We start from the raw sequence: 17,578 nt of genomic DNA, 5'->3' as shown, positions 1-17,578 counted from the left end.
GGGGGAGATGACTGATGTCGGGCGATGACCGCCTGCGCGACTACCTGCGCAGGGCCACCGCGGATCTCCAGGAGACGCGCAGGCAACTGCGCGACGTGACGGAACGGGCCAGGGAGCCGATCGCGATCGTCGGCATGGCCTGCAGGTACCCGGGCGGCGTGAGCACGCCGGAGGAGCTGTGGAACCTGGTGGCCGACGGCCGGGAGGGGATCTCCGGCTTCCCCACCGACCGCGGCTGGGACGTGGACGCGCTCCACGACCCCGAGCTGACCCGGCCCGGCACCACGTACGTCGACCGTGGCGGGTTCCTGCACGGCTCCGGCGAGTTCGACGCCGACTTCTTCGGCATGAGCCCGCGCGAGGCCACCGCCACCGACCCGCAGCAGCGGCTCGTCCTGGAGACCTCGTGGGAGGCTCTGGAGCACGCCGGCATCGACCCGACGGGGCTGCGCCGCAGCCGCACCGGCGTCTATCTCGGCGTGATGGCCCCCGACTACGCCATCGGCTACGGCCGGGACGTGCCCGAGGCCGAGGGCCTGCTCAGCACCGGGTCGCACGGCAGCGTGGTGTCCGGGCGGGTGGCGTACACGCTCGGCCTGGAAGGGCCCGCGGTCTCGGTGGACACCGCCTGCTCGTCCTCGCTGGTGGCGCTGCACCTCGCGGCGCACGCGCTGCGCGTCGGCGAGTGCGATCTCGCGCTGGTCGGCGGCGTGACCGTGATGTCCACGCCCGAGACGTTCACCGAGTTCGCCCGGCAGCGGGGCCTTGCGCCCGACGGGCGGGTGAAGGCGTTCGCCGACGGGGCGGACGGCACCGCCTGGGGCGAGGGCGCCGGCATGCTGGTCGTCGAACGGCTCTCGGACGCCCGCCGTCGTGGCCACCGCGTGCTGGCCGTGATCCGCGGCAGCGCCGTCAACCAGGACGGCGCCTCCAACGGCCTGACCGCCCCCAACGGCCCCTCCCAGGAGCGGGTGATCCAGCAGGCGCTGGCCGCCGCCGGGCTGGTGGCGGCGGACGTGGACGCGGTCGAGGCCCACGGCACCGGCACCTCCCTGGGCGACCCGATCGAGGCGCAGGCGCTGCTCGCCACCTACGGGCGGGGGCGGCGCACGCCGCTGTGGCTGGGGTCGGTGAAGTCGAACCTGGGCCACACGCAGGCGGCGGCGGGCGTGGCCGGCGTGATCAAGATGGTCATGGCGCTGCGGCACGGCCTGCTGCCGAAGACCCTGCACGTGGACGCGCCGTCGTCGAAGGTGGACTGGTCTTCCGGTGCGGTGGAGCTGCTGACCGAGGCCAGGCCGTGGCCGCGGGCCGAGGGGCGGCTGCGCAGGGCGGGCGTGTCGTCGTTCGGGTTCAGCGGCACCAACGCGCACGTGATCCTCGAAGAGGCGTCCGCCGATGAGGAGGTGCCCGCTGAGACCGAACCGGGTGACGCCGCCGGGCTGGCGGTGCCAGTGGTCGTGTCGGCCAAGACCGAGGCCGCGCTGCGGGCGCAGGCCGAGCGGCTGGCCGGCTTCGTGGAGTCGCATACCGAGGCCGAGGTGCTGGAGGTGGCCGTCGGGCTGACCCGCAGGGCCGCTCTGGAGCATCGGGCCGTACTCCCGGTGTCGGATCGGGATGGGCTGCTGGCCGGGCTGCGTTCGCTGGCGGCCGGTGAGCCTTCGGGCGTCGTGGGCCGGGTGCGGCCTGGTCGTCTCGCCGTGGTGTTCTCCGGCCAGGGTGCGCAGCGTTCGGGGATGGGGCGAGAGCTTCATGCGGCGTTTCCCGTCTTCGCGCGGGCCTTCGATGAGGCTTGCGAGCTGTTGCAGGCCGAGCTCGCCGGTGCCGATGTCGTGGCCGGGCTTGCCGGTGGGCTGAGCGTGCGTGACATCATCCTCGGCGACTCGGCCCCTGACGGGGTGCTGGATCAGACGGTGTTCGCGCAGGCCGGGTTGTTCGCTTTCGAGACGGCGCTGTTCCGGCTGCTGGAGTCGTTCGGTGTGCGGCCGGACTTCGTGGCCGGGCACTCGCTGGGTGAGATCACCGCCGCATACGTCGCCGGGGTGCTGGAGCTGGCGGATGCGTGCCGTCTGGTGGCCGCCCGTGGGCGGTTGATGCAGGCGTTGCCGTCCGGTGGTGCGATGGCCGCGATCGGCTGCGGCGAGGACGAGATCGCCTCCGTGCTGGCTCGTTACGATCAGGTGGCCATCGCCGCGGTGAACGCACCTGGCGCGGTCGTGATCTCCGGTGCCGCCGCTCAGGTCGATGAGGTGGTCGTGTGGGCGCGCGAGCAGGGGTTCCGTACGCGGCCGCTGCGGGTGTCGCATGCGTTCCACTCGCCGTTGATGGAGCCGATGCTGGGCGAGTTCGCCCAGGTGGCGGCGTCGCTCACGTTCAACTCGCCTTCTGTGGCGCTCGTATCGGGCGTGACCGGGCAACTCGCCGGTTCGCAGATCACCGAGCCCGGCTACTGGGTGGAGCACGTGCACCGGGCGGTGCGGTTCGCGGACGTCGTCACCACCCTGCGCGAGAACGGCGTCCGCTGCTTCCTGGAGATCGGCCCCGACGCCCAGCTCGCTCCCATGATCGAGCAGACCCTCGCATACCACGACGACCCCGACGTGTCCGGCGCGGATGCGGCTCGCGCGCCTGCCTCGGTGGTCGCCCTGCTGCGGCGCGACCGGGAGGAGACCGCCCAGCTCGTCGCCGGGCTGGGCCGGGCCTGGACGTCCGGCGCCGGCGTGAAGTGGATGACCTGGCCTTCGCTGGCCGCCGCCCGGCCCGGCCATCTCGACCTGCCCACCTACGCCTTCCAGCGGAGGCACTACTGGCTGCTCCCGCCGGGCGGCTCGCAAGCGCGGGCGTCCGGTGTCACCAGCCGGCCTGCCACGTTCGAGGTCGCCTGGCGGCGGCTCGAACCGGCCCCGGCGGCCGCCACCGGTGGCGACCCCCTCGTCATCGACGTCACTGGTGCCGAGGAGGCCCACGTACCCGACCGGGTGCGGGGTGCGCTGCGTACGGCGCTCGCCGGCCTGCAGGGCTGGTCGGCCGAAGAGGGCTCGCGGCCGGTCGTGGTGGTGACCCGGGGCGCGGTGGCCGTCGCTGATGACGAGGTGCCGGACCCGGCGCAGGCCGCCGTCTGGGGTCTGGTACGTGCGGCGCAGGCTGAGGAGCCCGGACGTATCACGCTCGTCGATGTCGAGGCCACCGCCGATGGCGGTGCGGGCGGCCTTGCGGAGGGCGTGCGTGCGGCGCTGGCCTCCGGCGAGCCGGAGGTCGCGCTGCGGGGCGGCGGGTTGTGGGCACCCCGGTTGTCGCACGTCGAGTCCGTGAACCCTGGTGGCGAGGCCGGCCAGGGTGATGATGCCGATGTCTTGTGGCCCGTTGACGGGACGACTCTGATCACGGGCGGCACGGGTGGTCTGGGTGCCGTGGTGGCGCGGCATCTGGTGTCCGAGCACGGCGTACGGCATCTGCTGCTGGTTTCCCGTCGGGGTCCGGACGCGTCCGGCGCTGCCGAGCTGCGTGAGGAGCTGGCCGGGCTCGGCGCCGAGGTGACGATCGCGGCCTGTGACGTGGGCGATCGTGAGGCGCTCGCCGCTTTGCTGGCGGGGGTCCCTGAGGATCGGCCGTTGTGTGCGGTGGTGCATGCGGCGGGTGTGGTCGATGACGGGGTGATCTCCTCGTTGTCGCCGGAGCGTGTGGATGCGGTGCTGCGGCCCAAGGCCGATGCGCTGTGGCATCTGCACGAGCTGACGCAGGACCGTGCTCTGGAGCGGTTCGTGGTGTTCTCGTCGCTGGCCGGGGTGGTGGACGGTGCGGGTCAGGGCAACTACGCCGCCGCTAACGCGTTCGCAGACGCCGTGGCCGTGGCGCGGGCGGCGGCCGGGTTGCCGACCGTGTCGCTGGCCTGGGGGCCGTGGGCCGAAGAGCGAGGCATGGTCGGCCGCATCGGCACCAGGGACGAGGCGCGGATGCGCGCCGCCGGGCTGTTCGCACTGACCACCGAAGAAGGGGTCGCGCTGCTGGACGCCGGCGTGCGGTCGCGGCGGCCGTTCCTGGTCTCGGCTCGTTTCGACGCGGTGGCGCTGGGACGGCGCGGGCCCGAGCTGCCGCCCATGCTGCGTGAGCTGGCCGCCGACATCGGCAAGCCCGCCGCCGCGCCTTCCGCACCTGCGGAGAGCGGTACGGGTGGCTCGGCGCTCGTCGCGGAGCTGATGAACTTGCCGGGGGCGCAGCGGCGGCGGCGTTTGCTGGAGGTGGTGTCCGCTCAGGCGGCGGCCACCCTGGGGCACGACAGTGCGCAGGCCATCGATGCGGATCGGCCGTTCCAGGACCTGGGCTTCGACTCGCTGACCGCCGTGGAGCTGCGTAACCGGCTGCATCAGGTGACCGGGCTGCGGCTGACGCCCACGCTGGTCTTCGATCACCCCACGCCTCGCGCCCTGGCGGCGCACCTGGACAGGACCTTGTCCGGTACGCGCCGCACGACCCCCACCGTCACCGTGAAGACGAGCGGGGATCGCGAGGATGATCTGATCGCGGTGGTCGGCATGGCCTGCCGCTTCCCCGGCCAGATCACCAACCCCGAAGAGCTGTGGCGGCTCCTGATCGAGGACCGCGACGGCATCACCGGCTTCCCCACCGACCGGGGCTGGAACCTGGCATCGCTGTTCCACCCCGACCCCGACCACCCGGGCACGTCTTACGTCCGTACCGGCGGATTCCTGACCGGCGCCGCCGACTTCGACCCCGAGTTCTTCGCGCTCAGCCCGCGCGAAGCCGTGGCGATGGATCCCCAGCAGCGGCTCATCCTGGAGGCGTCCTGGGAGGCCCTGGAGCACGCCGGCATCAACCCGTCCCGGCTGCGCGGCACTCCCACAGGGGTGTTCACCGGGGTCATGGCCAACGACTACGGCTCGGGCGCGGTCGCCTCACCCGAGGCCGAGGGCCTGGTGGCCACCGGAACGCAGGGCAGCGTGGTGTCGGGGCGGGTGGCGTACGCACTGGGCCTGGAGGGACCTGCGGTGTCGGTGGACACCGCGTGCTCGTCGTCCCTGGTGGCTCTGCACCTGGCCGCGCAGGCGCTCCGCAACGGCGAGTGCGATCTCGCGCTGGCCGGTGGCGTGACGGTGATGGCCACGCCGGACGCGTTCGTAGAGTTCTCCCGGCAGCGCGGGTTGGCCGCCGACGGCCGGTGCAAGGCGTTCTCCGAGGCGGCCGATGGTGTCGGCTGGGGTGAGGGCGTCGGCGTGCTGGTCGTGGAACGGCTGTCGGATGCTCGCCGTCGCGGCCACCGGGTCCTGGCCGTGGTGCGGGGGAGCGCCGTCAACCAGGACGGCGCCTCGAACGGTCTGACCGCCCCCAACGGGCCCGCGCAGGAGCGGGTCATCGGTCAGGCGCTGGCGGCTGCCGGGCTTACCCCCGGTGAAGTGGACGCCGTCGAGGCGCATGGCACGGGGACGGCGCTGGGTGACCCGATCGAGGCGCAGGCGTTGCTGGCCACCTATGGCCAGGGTCGGCAGGAGCCGTTGTGGCTGGGGTCGGTGAAGTCGAACCTGGGTCACACCCAGGCGGCCGCCGGCGTGGCCGGGATCATCAAGATGATCCTCGCGATGCGGCACGAGCTGCTGCCCAGGACGCTGCACGTGGACGCCCCGTCGTCGAAGGTGGACTGGTCCGCCGGAGCGGTGGAGCTGCTCACCGAGCCGAAGCCCTGGCCCAAGCAGGCCGATCGGCCGCGCCGCGCGGGCGTGTCCTCCTTCGGCATCTCCGGTACGAACGCCCACATCATCCTGGAAGAGCCGCCCGCCGAAGAGGCATCGGTAGTCGGCGACGGTACGGAACCGCCGTCCACGGCGCGCAGTGAAGAGGAACGTCCGCTGGTCGCCTCCACCGATACGGAGGACACCGCCGTACTTCCTGTGGTGGTGTCGGCCAGGAGCGAGGCTGCGCTGCGGGCCCATGCCGACCGATTGGCGGTTTTCGTGGCCGAGCACGAGGAGGCGCAACCGCTGGAGGTGGCGGGTGGGCTGTCGCGCCGGGCTGCTTTGGAGCACCGGGCGGTGCTGCCGGTGTCGGATCGGGATGGTCTGCTGGCTGGGCTGCGCGCTTTGGCTGGCGGCGAGCTGGGGGCGTCCTCTGGGGTTCAGGGTCGGGCGCGGGCGGGCCGTTTGGCCGTGGTGTTCTCGGGCCAGGGTGCTCAGCGGTCGGGGATGGGGCGGGAGCTGTATGCGGCGTTCCCGGTCTTCGCCCGAGCCTTCGACGAAGCCTGCGAGCTGCTGCAAGCAGAACTCGCCGGAGCGGATGTCGCAGCCGGGCTGGCCGGTGGGCTGAGCGTGCGCGACATCATCCTCGGCGACGCTGAGGTGCTGGATCAAACCGTCTTCGCCCAGGCCGGGTTGTTCGCCTTCGAGACCGCCTTGTTCCGGCTGCTGGAGTCGTTCGGCATCCGGCCGGACTTCGTGGCCGGGCACTCGCTGGGTGAGATCACCGCTGCGCACGTCGCCGGGGTGCTGGATCTGGCGGATGCGTGCCGTCTGGTGGCCGCTCGCGGGCGGTTGATGCAGGCGCTGCCGGCCGGTGGTGCGATGGCCGCGATCGGCTGCGGCGAGGACCAGATCGCCTCCGTGCTGGCTCGTTACGATCAGGTGGCCATCGCCGCGGTGAACGCACCTGGCGCGGTCGTGATCTCCGGTGCCGCCGACCAGGTCACCGAGATCGTCGAGTGGGCGCGTGAGCAGGGGCATCGGACCCGCCCGCTGCGGGTGTCGCATGCCTTCCACTCGCCGTTGATGGAGCCGATGCTGGCCGAGTTCGAACAGGTCGTCGCCGGGCTGACACTGCGACGCCCGGAGCTGGCGCTCATCTCCAATGTCTCCGGCGACCTGGCAGGCGAAGAGATCACCGAGCCCGCGTACTGGGTGGAGCACGTACGCCGCCCGGTCCGCTTCGCCGACAGCGTCACCACCCTGCACGAGCAAGGCGTCACCTGCTTCATCGAAGCGGGCCCCGACGCCCAGCTCACCCCCATGGTCGAACAGACCCTCACCGACGCCGATCCCGCCGTCGTACCCCTCATCCGCCGAAACGGCGACGAGACCACTCACCTCATCACCGGCCTCGGCCAAGCCTGGGCGAGCGGCACCGATGTGGACTGGACCGTCTGGCCGACCAAGGCCGGGCCGCTGGGTGTCCGCATCGGCGACATCGACCTGCCCACGTACCCGTTCCAGCATCGCCGCTACTGGCTGGAGCCCGCCCCGGCCGGCGACCCGACGGCAGTCGGCCAGGCCGCATCCGACCATCCGATCCTGGGCGCGGTCGTGGAGCAGCCGGACGGCGGCGCGATCCTGACCGGCCGCCTGTCGGTGACCGCCCAGCCGTGGCTGGCCGATCACGCCATCAACGGCACCCCGATCCTGCCCGGCACCGGCTTCGTCGAGCTGGCCCTGCACGCCGGCGACCAGGTCGGCAGCCCGTTCCTTGACGAGCTGACCCTGCACACGCCCCTGCCCATCCCTGACAGCAGCGGCGACGTCGCCGTCCAGGTCACCGTGACCGCCCCCGACGAGGACGGCCGACGCGAGATCACCATCCACTCCAAGGACGACGCCGAGCAGTGGACCCGGCATGCCACCGGCGCCCTGACCGCCACCTCCACGGTGGCTCCGGCCGACCTGCGCCACGCCTGGCCGCCGCCCAACGCCGAGCCCGTCGACACCACCGGCCTCTATGAGCGCCTGATCGACCACGGTTACGGCTACGGCCCCGCCTTCCACGGCCTCACCCGGGCCTGGAGAGACGGCGACGACCTCTACGCCGACATAACACTCCCCGAAAAAGCCGGACAACCCTCCCGCTACGGCATACACCCCGCCATCTTCGACGCGGCCACGCATCTGGCGCTCCTGGCCGGCGACGAGACCGCAGGGGGTACGCCGCTGATCCCGTTCAACTGGAACGGCGTCACCCTGCACGCCACCGGTGCCACCGCCCTGCGCGTACGCCTGCACCCGGACCCGGATGGCGGCTTCCGCCTGGACCTGGCCGACCCCACCGGCCAGCCGGTGATCACCGTGGGGACCGTGGCGTCCCGGCCGGTGGCCGAGACGGACAGCACGACGCCCGCCGCGGGGTCGGTGGCGCGCTGGCTCACCGAGGTGGCCTGGCGACCGCTGCCCGAATTCTCAGCAGAGCCGGCACTGCTCGACGGCACGGCCGTGATCGATGCCACCACCGGCGACGGCCCCGATGACCTGCCGACCCGTGTACGCCGACGCGTCGGCGCGGTACTGGCGGAGCTGCAGGCCCGGCTCGCTGAAGACGATCAGCGCCCCATCGTCGTGGCCACCCGCGGAGCGGTCGCCGTCGCGGACGGAGAGACCCCCGACCCGGCGGGAGCCGCGGTCTGGGGCCTGGTACGTGCGGCCCAGCAGGAACACCCCGGCCGCATCACGCTGCTCGACCTCGAGCCGACGGCGCGGACCGCGGACCTTGACCTGACGACTCTGCAGAACACGGCCCTACCCGGCGACGAACCCGAAGTCGCCATCCGCGGCGACCGGCCATGGGTGCCTCGCCTGGAGCGAGCCCGCCTAGGCGAGGAACCCACGTCGGCCTGGCCGCTGGACGGGACGACGCTGATCACCGGTGGCACGGGTGGTCTGGGCGCTGTGGTCGCCAGGCATCTGGTCTCCGAGCACGGCGTACGGCACCTGCTGCTGGCCTCCCGGAGAGGTCTGGAAGCGTCCGGCGCGGCCGACCTCCGCGAGGAGCTGGCCGGACTCGGCGCCGAGGTGACGATCGCCGCCTGCGACGTGGCCGACCGCGACGCCCTCGCCGCTCTCCTGCAGGACATCCCCGACGACCGGCCGTTGCGCGCGGTGGTGCATACGGCGGGTGTCGTGGACGACGGTGTGATGTCGTCGCTGTCGGCTGAGCGTGTGGAGCGGGTGCTGCGGCCGAAGGTGGATGCGTTGTGGCATCTGCATGAGTTGACGCGCGACGGTCAGGTGGCCCGGTTCGTGGTGTTCTCGTCGCTGGCGGGGACGTTGGGTGCGGCGGGTCAGGGTAATTACGCGGCTGCGAACGCGGCGGTGGATGCGCTGGTCGTCGATCGTGTGCGTGCTGGGTTGCCGGGTGTGTCGGTGGCGTGGGGTGTGTGGGACGCCGAGGAGGGCATGGCCGGTCGGCTGTCGGATCGGGATCGGGAGCGCATGTTGCGTGAGGGGCTGATCCCGGTTACGGCTGATGTGGGCTTGGCGGTGCTGGATCGGCTGGTGGGTGAGGGCCGCAGCGGGGTCGTGGTGGCGGCCGGCTGGTCGGTCAGTGCCTTGCGTGCCGGGGCGGACCGGTTGCCGGCGCTGCTGCGCGAGCTGGTCCCGGTACGCCGCAGGGCCACGGCGGAGGTCGCGGCCGGTGCGGGCTCGTTCGCCGATCGGCTGGCCGAGCTGTCGGAGACCGAACGCCGGACGGCGGTCACCGAACTCGTACGTACGCAGGCGGCCGCCGTGCTGGGCTATGGCGCGGCCGAAGCGGTCCCGGTGGACCGAGCCTTCCAAGAGCTGGGCGTCGACTCGCTGATGGCCGTCGAACTGCGCAACCGGCTCGGCCGCGCGGCCGAGCTCACCCTGCCGGCCACGCTCATCTTCGATCACCCGTCCGTGAACGCGATCACGGACTTCCTCCTAGGCCGCCTCCTGGGGCGGCAGGCCGACCAGAGAAAGGTCAGGCGCACGGCGGCGGTCACCGACGATCCCATCGCGATCGTGGGGATGGCGTGTCGTTATCCGGGTGGGGTTGATGGCCCGGGGGAGTTGTGGCGGTTGCTGGTGGGCGGTGTGGATGCCGTGGGTGGTTTCCCGGGCGATCGGGGTTGGGATGTCGCCGGTTTGTACGATCCTGAGCCGGGCAGGCCGGGGCGTACGTATGCGCGGGAGGGTGGGTTCCTGTATGGGGCGGCGGAGTTCGATCCGGCGTTCTTCGGGATCAGTCCGCGTGAGGCTGCGGAGATGGACCCGCAGGAGCGGCAGTTTCTCGAGGTGTGCTGGGCCGGGCTGGAAGGTGCTGGGATCGATCCGACCTCGCTGAAAGGCAGCAGTGCCGGTGTTTTCGCGGGTGTGATGTACCACGATTACGCGCCTTCGGGGACCGGTGGTGCCACGATTTCGGGCCGGGTGGCTTACACGTTCGGTCTGGAGGGGCCTGCGGTGTCGGTGGACACCGCGTGCTCGTCCTCGCTGGTGGCCTTGCACCTGGCCGCGCAGGCGCTGCGTAATGGTGAGTGCGATCTGGCGCTGGCGGGTGGCGTGACGGTGATGGCCACGCCGGACGCGTTCGTGGAGTTCTCCCGGCAACGCGGCCTGGCGGCTGATGGGCGGTGCAAGTCTTTCGCTGAGGCGGCCGATGGTGTCGGCTGGGGCGAGGGTGTGGGCGTCCTGGTGGTCGAACGGCTGTCGGACGCTCGCCGTCGCGGGCATCGCGTGCTGGCCGTCGTGCGGGGGAGTGCCGTCAACCAGGATGGCGCCTCCAACGGCATGACCGCCCCTAACGGGCCCTCCCAGGAGCGGGTCATCGCTCAGGCGCTGGCGTCGGCCGGGATCAAGCCGGATCAGGTGGACGTGGTCGAAGGCCATGGCACCGGCACCGCGCTGGGCGACCCGATCGAGGCCCAGGCGTTGCTGGCCACCTACGGTCAGGGTCGGCAGGAGCCGTTGTGGCTGGGGTCGGTGAAGTCGAACCTGGGCCACACCCAGGCGGCCGCCGGCGTGGCCGGGATCATCAAGATGATCCTCGCGATGCGGCACGAGCTGCTGCCCAAGACCCTGCACGTGGACGCCCCGTCGTCGAAGGTGGACTGGTCCAGCGGGGCGGTCGAGTTGCTGACCGAGCCCAAGCCTTGGCCGAAGCACGCGGACCGGCCGCGCCGCGCGGGCGTGTCGTCGTTCGGCATCTCCGGCACGAACGCCCACATCATCCTCGAAGAACCCCCGGTCGAAGAAGAGCCACTCCGTCAGCTCACCGGTCGACCGTCAGACGGGCAAGACGTCAGCCAGGACGGCAGCACAGCCGCAGCGCCCGAGGACGCAGCCGAGTCCGCCTCGCTGCCGGTGCCCGTGATGGTCTCGGCCAAGACCGAGGCTGCGCTGCGGGCCCATGCCGACCGATTGGCGGTTTTCGTGGCCGAGCATCAGGAGGCGCAACCGCTGGAGGTGGCGGGTGGGCTGTCGCGCCGGGCTGCTTTGGAGCACCGGGCGGTGCTGCCGGTGTCGGATCGGGATGGTCTGCTGGCTGGGCTGCGCGCTTTGGCTGGCGGCGAGCTGGGGGCGTCCTCTGGGGTTCAGGGTCGGGCGCGGGCGGGGCGTTTGGCCGTGGTCTTCTCGGGCCAGGGTGCTCAGCGGTCGGGGATGGGGCGGGAGCTGTATGCGGCGTTCCCGGTCTTCGCTCGCGCTTTCGACGAAGCCTGCGAGCTGCTGCAAGCCGAACTCGCCGGAGCGGATGTCGTAGCCGGGCTGGCCGGTGGGCTGAGCGTGCGCGACATCATCCTCGGCGATTCGGCCCCTGACGGGGTGCTGGATCAGACGGTGTTCGCCCAAGCCGGGTTGTTCGCCTTCGAGACTGCCTTGTTCCGGCTGCTGGAGTCGTTGGGTGTGCGGCCGGACTTCGTGGCCGGGCACTCGCTGGGTGAGATCACCGCCGCGCACGTCGCCGGGGTGCTGGATCTGGCGGATGCGTGCCGTCTGGTGGCCGCTCGCGGGCGGCTCATGCAGGCGTTGCCGGCCGGTGGTGCGATGGCCGCGATCGGCTGCGGCGAGGACGAGATCGCCTCCGTGCTGGCTCGTTACGATCAGGTGGCCATCGCCGCGGTGAACGCACCTGGCGCGGTCGTGATCTCCGGTGCCGCCGACCAGGTCACCGAGATCGTCGAATGGGCGCGTGAGCAGGGGCATCGGACCCGCCCGCTGCGGGTGTCGCATGCGTTCCACTCGCCGTTGATGGAGCCGATGCTGGCCGAGTTCGAACAGGTCGTCGCCGGGCTGACACTGCGACGCCCGGAGCTGGCGCTCATCTCCAATGTCTCCGGCAAGCCGGCAGGCGAAGAGATCACCGAGCCCGCGTACTGGGTGGAGCACGTACGCCGCCCGGTCCGCTTCGCCGACAGCGTCACCACCCTGCACGAGCAAGGCGTCACCTGCTTCATCGAGGCGGGCCCCGACGCCCAGCTCACCCCCATGGTCGAGCAGACCTTGGCGTCGCATGAAAGCTCGGCTCCCGACCAAGCCGACGACAGCCGTGCCGAGCCCGCCTCGGTGATCGCGCTGCTGCGGCGCGACCGGGACGAGACCGCTCAGCTGGTCGCCGGACTGAGCCGAGCCTGGACGTCAGGCGTCAACCTCAACTGGACCGCTTGGCCCGCCTGGAACACCCCAGGAGGCGCTGGCTTCGGCCACCCGGACCTGCCCACCTACCCCTTCGAGCACCGGCGTTACTGGCTGCACTCGACCCCGACGGGCGACCCGGCCGCGCTGGGCCTGGGGGTGGCCGACCATCCAATCCTGGGTGCGGTGGTGGAGCAGCCCGACGGCGGGGCCATCCTGACCGGACGTCTGTCAGCGACGGCCCAGCCATGGCTGGCCGATCACGCCATCAACGGCACCCCGATCCTGCCCGGCACCGCGTTCGTCGAGCTGGCCCTGCGGGCCGGTGAGCTGATCGGCTGCACGGTCATCGACGAGCTCACCCTGCACGCACCCCTGCCCGTCCCCGACACCGCCAACGGCATCACCCTCCAGGTCATCGTGAGCCCGCCCGACGAGGACGGACGTCACCAGATCGGCATCCACTCCCGGGACGACGGCGGAAGCTGGACCGAGCACGCCAGTGGCACGCTCAGCGCCACCCCGGCCGCCGTGCCGCCCGACGTGTCGGAGGAGCTGCGGCAGGTCTGGCCACCTGCGGGCGCCGAGCGGCTGGACACCACCGGCCTGTACGACAGCCTCATCGACCACGGCTACGGCTACGGGCCCGCCTTCCAGGGGCTCACCGGCGCGTGGAAGCGTGGCGACGACCTCTTCGCCGAGGTGTCGCTGCCGGCGGACGAGGCCGACCCGACCGGGTACGGCGTGCACCCCGCGCTGCTCGACGCGGCGATGCACGTGGGCATGCTCGCCGGGCCGGACAGCGGAGCGGAGGTCCGGAACGAGGGCCCGCTGATCCCGTTCAACTGGCGCGGCGTGACCTTGCACGCGTCGGGCGCGTCGTCGCTGCGCGTCAGGTTGCGCAGGTTGGACGGCGAGGCGGTCACCCGCCTGGACATCGTGGATCCGGCAGGCGGCCCGGTGGTGTCGGTCGAGGAGCTGACCGCACGCCCGCTCCCTGCAAGCCGGCTGACCGGTACGGCCGGGACACGCTGGCTGTACGAGGTGGCCTGGCGGCCCCTCACCACAACCGACGAGAGCACGTCCGCGGGCGGGGTGCGGGTGCTGGACGCCGCGTCCTCGGCGACGACCGGCGGCGATGTGCCCGCACGCGTACGCCAGACCGTCGGGGAGGTGCTGGCCGGTCTGCAGAGCTGGTCGTCGGAGGGCGACACGCGCCCGGTGGCGGTCATCACGCGCGGCGCGGTCGCCGTAACGGACGACGAAACGCCGGACCCGGCACAGGCGGCGGTCTGGGGCCTGGTACGCGCCGCCCAAGCCGAAGACCCCGGCCGCATCACCCTCATCGACCTCGCTCCGAACGCTCTCAGCATGAACGGAGCATCGGCCGGCGACGACAACCTCCTCACGGCCGACGTGCGCGCCGCACTGGCGTCCGGCGAGCCGGAGGTCGCGCTGCGCCACGGCCGACTGTGGGTGTCCCGCATGACGCACGCCACATCCACCGAAGCATCCATCGATACGACCGACGCCGTGTGGCCGGTCGATGGGACGACGCTGATCACCGGCGGCACAGGTGGTCTGGGCGCCGTGGTGGCCAGACATCTGGTCTCCGAGCATGGCGTACGCAATCTGCTGCTGGTCTCACGCCGGGGCCTGGACGCCCCAGGAGCCGCCGACCTCCGCGACGAGCTGGTCGGCAAGGGCGCCGACGTCACGATCGCCGCCTGCGACGTCGCGGACCGGGACGCCCTGGCCGGTGCGCTCAAGCAGATCCCCGACGACCGGCCGCTGTGCGCGGTGGTGCATACGGCGGGTGTCGTGGACGACGGTGTGATGTCGTCGCTGTCGGCTGAGCGTGTGGAGCGGGTGCTGCGGCCGAAGGTGGATGCGTTGTGGCATCTGCATGAGTTGACGCGGGACGGTCAGGTGGCCCGGTTCGTGGTGTTCTCGTCGCTGGCGGGGACGTTGGGTGCGGCGGGTCAGGGTAATTACGCGGCTGCGAACGCGGCGGTGGATGCGCTGGTCGTCGATCGTGTGCGTGCTGGGTTGCCGGGTGTGTCGGTGGCGTGGGGTGTGTGGGACGCCGAGGAGGGCATGGCTGGTCGGCTGTCGGGTCGGGATCGGGAGCGCATGTTGCGTGAGGGGCTGATCCCGGTTACGGCTGATGTGGGCTTGGCGGTGCTGGATCGGCTGGTGGGTGAGGGCCGTAGCGGGGTCGTGGTGGCGGCTGGCTGGTCGGTCAGTGCCTTGCGTGCCGGGGCGGACAGGTTGCCGGCTTTGCTGCGCGAGCTGGTCCCGGTACGCCGCAGGGCCACGGCGGAGGTCGCGGCCGGTGCGGGCTCGTTCGCCGATCGGCTGGCCGAGCTGTCGGAGACCGAACGCCGGACGGCGGTCACCGAACTCGTCCGCGCCCGAGCAGCCGCAGTACTCGGCCACGACTCACCCGCGTCCGTACCCGTGGACCAGGCGTTCCAAGAGCTGGGGGTCGACTCGCTCGCCGCGGTCGAGCTGCGGAACGGGCTCGGCGCGGCGCTGGGGCTCCGGCTGCCGACCACGCTGGTGTTCGATCACCCGTCGGTCCGAGCCGTCGCCGACTACGTGCTCAAGCAGATCGCGCCGATGCCTGACCCCGAGAGCAACGGCCACGACGAGGCGGCGATCCGCAGGGCGCTGCAGACCGTGCCGCTGGCGAAGCTGCGCGCCGCCGGACTGCTGGACAGCCTGCTGGAACTCGCCGGAGTGACCCCGGCAGGTACGAACGGAACCGCACCTCCCGACGAGATGGAGGATCTCGACGCCATCGACGAGCTGGACGCGGAAAGCCTGATCAGGATGGCGCTGCACGACGGGCAGCCGGATGACGAGACCGAGGAGGGCTGAAGAGATGGCGGAGAACGAGGGCAAGCTCGTCGAGGCACTGCGCGCTTCTCTCCGTGAGACGGCCAAGCTGCGCCAGCAGAACCGCGCGCTCACGGCCCGCGCTCGGGAGCCGATCGCGATCGTGGGGATGGCGTGTCGTTATCCGGGTGGGGTTGATGGCCCGGGGGAGTTGTGGCGGTTGCTGGTGGGCGGTGTGGATGCCGTGGGTGGTTTCCCGGGCGATCGGGGTTGGGATGTCGCCGGTTTGTACGATCCTGAGCCGGGCAGGCCGGGGCGTACGTATGCGCGGGAGGGTGGGTTCCTGTATGGGGCGGCGGAGTTCGATCCGGCGTTCTTCGGGATCAGTCCGCGTGAGGCTGCGGAGATGGACCCGCAGGAGCGGCAGTTCCTCGAGGTGTGCTGGGCCGGGCTGGAAGGTGCTGGGATCGATCCGACCTCGCTGAAAGGCAGCAGTGCCGGTGTTTTCGCGGGTGTGATGTACCACGATTACGCGCCTTCGGGGACCGGTGGTGCCACGATTTCGGGCCGGGTGGCTTACACGTTCGGTCTGGAGGGGCCTGCGGTGTCGGTGGACACCGCGTGCTCGTCCTCGCTCGTGGCGCTCCATCTCGCCGCGCAGGCGCTGCGTAATGGTGAGTGCGATCTGGCGCTGGCGGGTGGGGTGACGGTGATGGCCACGCCGGATGCGTTCGTGGAGTTCTCCCGGCAACGCGGCCTGGCGGCTGATGGGCGGTGCAAGTCTTTCGCTGAGGCGGCCGATGGTGTCGGCTGGGGTGAGGGTGTGGGCGTCCTGGTGGTCGAACGGCTGTCGGATGCGCGCCGTCGCGGCCACCGGGTGCTGGCTGTCGTGCGGGGGAGCGCGGTCAACCAGGATGGCGCCTCCAACGGCATGACCGCCCCTAACGGGCCCTCCCAGGAACGAGTCATCGCTCAGGCGCTGGCGGCGGCCGGTCTTGCACCAAGTGATGTCGATGTGGTTGAAGCGCACGGCACCGGCACTTCGCTGGGCGACCCGATCGAGGCGCAGGCGTTGCTGGCCACCTACGGTCAGGGTCGGCAGGAGCCGTTGTGGCTGGGGTCGGTGAAGTCGAACCTGGGTCACACCCAGGCGGCCGCCGGCGTGGCCGGCATCATCAAGATGATCCTCGCGATGCGGCACGAGCTGCTGCCCAGGACGCTGCACGTGGACGCCCCGTCGTCGAAGGTGGACTGGTCCGCCGGGGCGGTCGAGTTGCTGACCGAACCTCGCCCCTGGCCGAAGAACCCGGATCGGCCGCGCCGGGCAGGCGTGTCGTCGTTCGGCATCTCCGGCACGAACGCCCACGTCATCATCGAGGAACCACCCGCAGAGGAAGCACCGGCCGGTGTAGGCGAACCGGCTGCAACGAACGGCACCACCGGCTCCGTTGTGCCGGTCATGGTGTCGGCCAAGACCGAGGCTGCTCTGCGGGCTCAGGCCGACCGGCTGGCCGCCTTCGTGGCTGAGCACGAGAAGGCGCAACCGGTAGAGGTCGCTGCTGGGCTGGCTCGCAGGGCCGCGCTGGAGTATCGGGCGGTGCTGTCGTCAACGAGCCGGGACGACCTGCTGGCCGGGCTGCGAGCCTTGGCCGCTGGCGAGCTGGAGGCGTCCTCTGGAGTTCAGGGTCGGGCGCGGGCGGGGCGTTTGGCTGTGGTGTTCTCGGGCCAGGGTGCTCAGCGGTCGGGGATGGGGCGGGAGCTGTATGCGGCGTTCCCGGTCTTCGCCCGAGCCTTCGACGAAGCCTGCGAGCTGCTGCAAGCCGAACTCGCCGGAGCGGATGTCGTAGCCGGGCTGGCCGGTGGGCTGAGCGTGCGCGACATCATCCTCGGCGACTCGGCCCCTGACGGGGTGCTGGATCAGACGGTGTTCGCGCAGGCCGGGCTGTTCGCTTTCGAGACGGCGCTGTTCCGGCTGCTGGAGTCGTTCGGTGTGCGGCCGGACTTCGTGGCCGGGCACTCGCTGGGTGAGATCACCGCCGCTCACGTCGCCGGGGTGCTGGATCTGGCGGATGCGTGCCGTCTGGTGGCCGCTCGCGGGCGGCTCATGCAGGCGCTGCCCTCCGGTGGCGCGATGGCGGCCATCGGCTGTAGCGAGGACCAGATCGCCCCCGCCCTGGCCGACCACGACCAAGTAGCAGTAGCGGCGATCAACGCACCCGGCGCGGTCGTGATCTCCGGCGCCACCGACCAGGTCAACCACATCGTCGAATGGGCGCGCGAGCGGGGGCATCGGACCCGCCCGCTGCGGGTGTCGCATGCGTTCCACTCGCCGTTGATGGAGCCGATGCTGGCCGAGTTCGAACAGGTCGTCGCCGGGC

At 71.6% G+C, this 17,578-nt stretch carries 2 protein-coding genes; both read left to right on the top strand.

Annotated features, from left to right (window positions below; genetic code table 11):
• Positions 1–14: 14 nt before the first annotated feature.
• Positions 15–15,242, top strand: coding sequence for a type I polyketide synthase (locus AB0K67_RS31890; RefSeq protein WP_364067717.1), 15,228 nt, complete (start codon positions 15–17; stop codon positions 15,240–15,242).
• A gap of 4 nt (positions 15,243–15,246) precedes the next feature.
• Positions 15,247–17,578 (top strand): type I polyketide synthase (locus tag AB0K67_RS31885; protein WP_364067715.1); only part of this gene is annotated, 2,332 nt, incomplete at its 3' end.

The sequence above is a fragment of the Nonomuraea sp. NPDC052634 genome (genome assembly GCF_040678535.1).
GTDB classification, from domain to species: Bacteria; Actinomycetota; Actinomycetes; order Streptosporangiales; family Streptosporangiaceae; genus Nonomuraea; species Nonomuraea fastidiosa.
This window is presented reverse-complemented; position numbering and strand designations above follow the sequence as displayed.

Coding starts and splice junctions, on each gene's coding strand:
- AB0K67_RS31890 (WP_364067717.1), top strand. CDS start 15: ATGTCGGGCGATGACCGCCTGCGCGACTACCTGCGCAGGGCCACCGCG.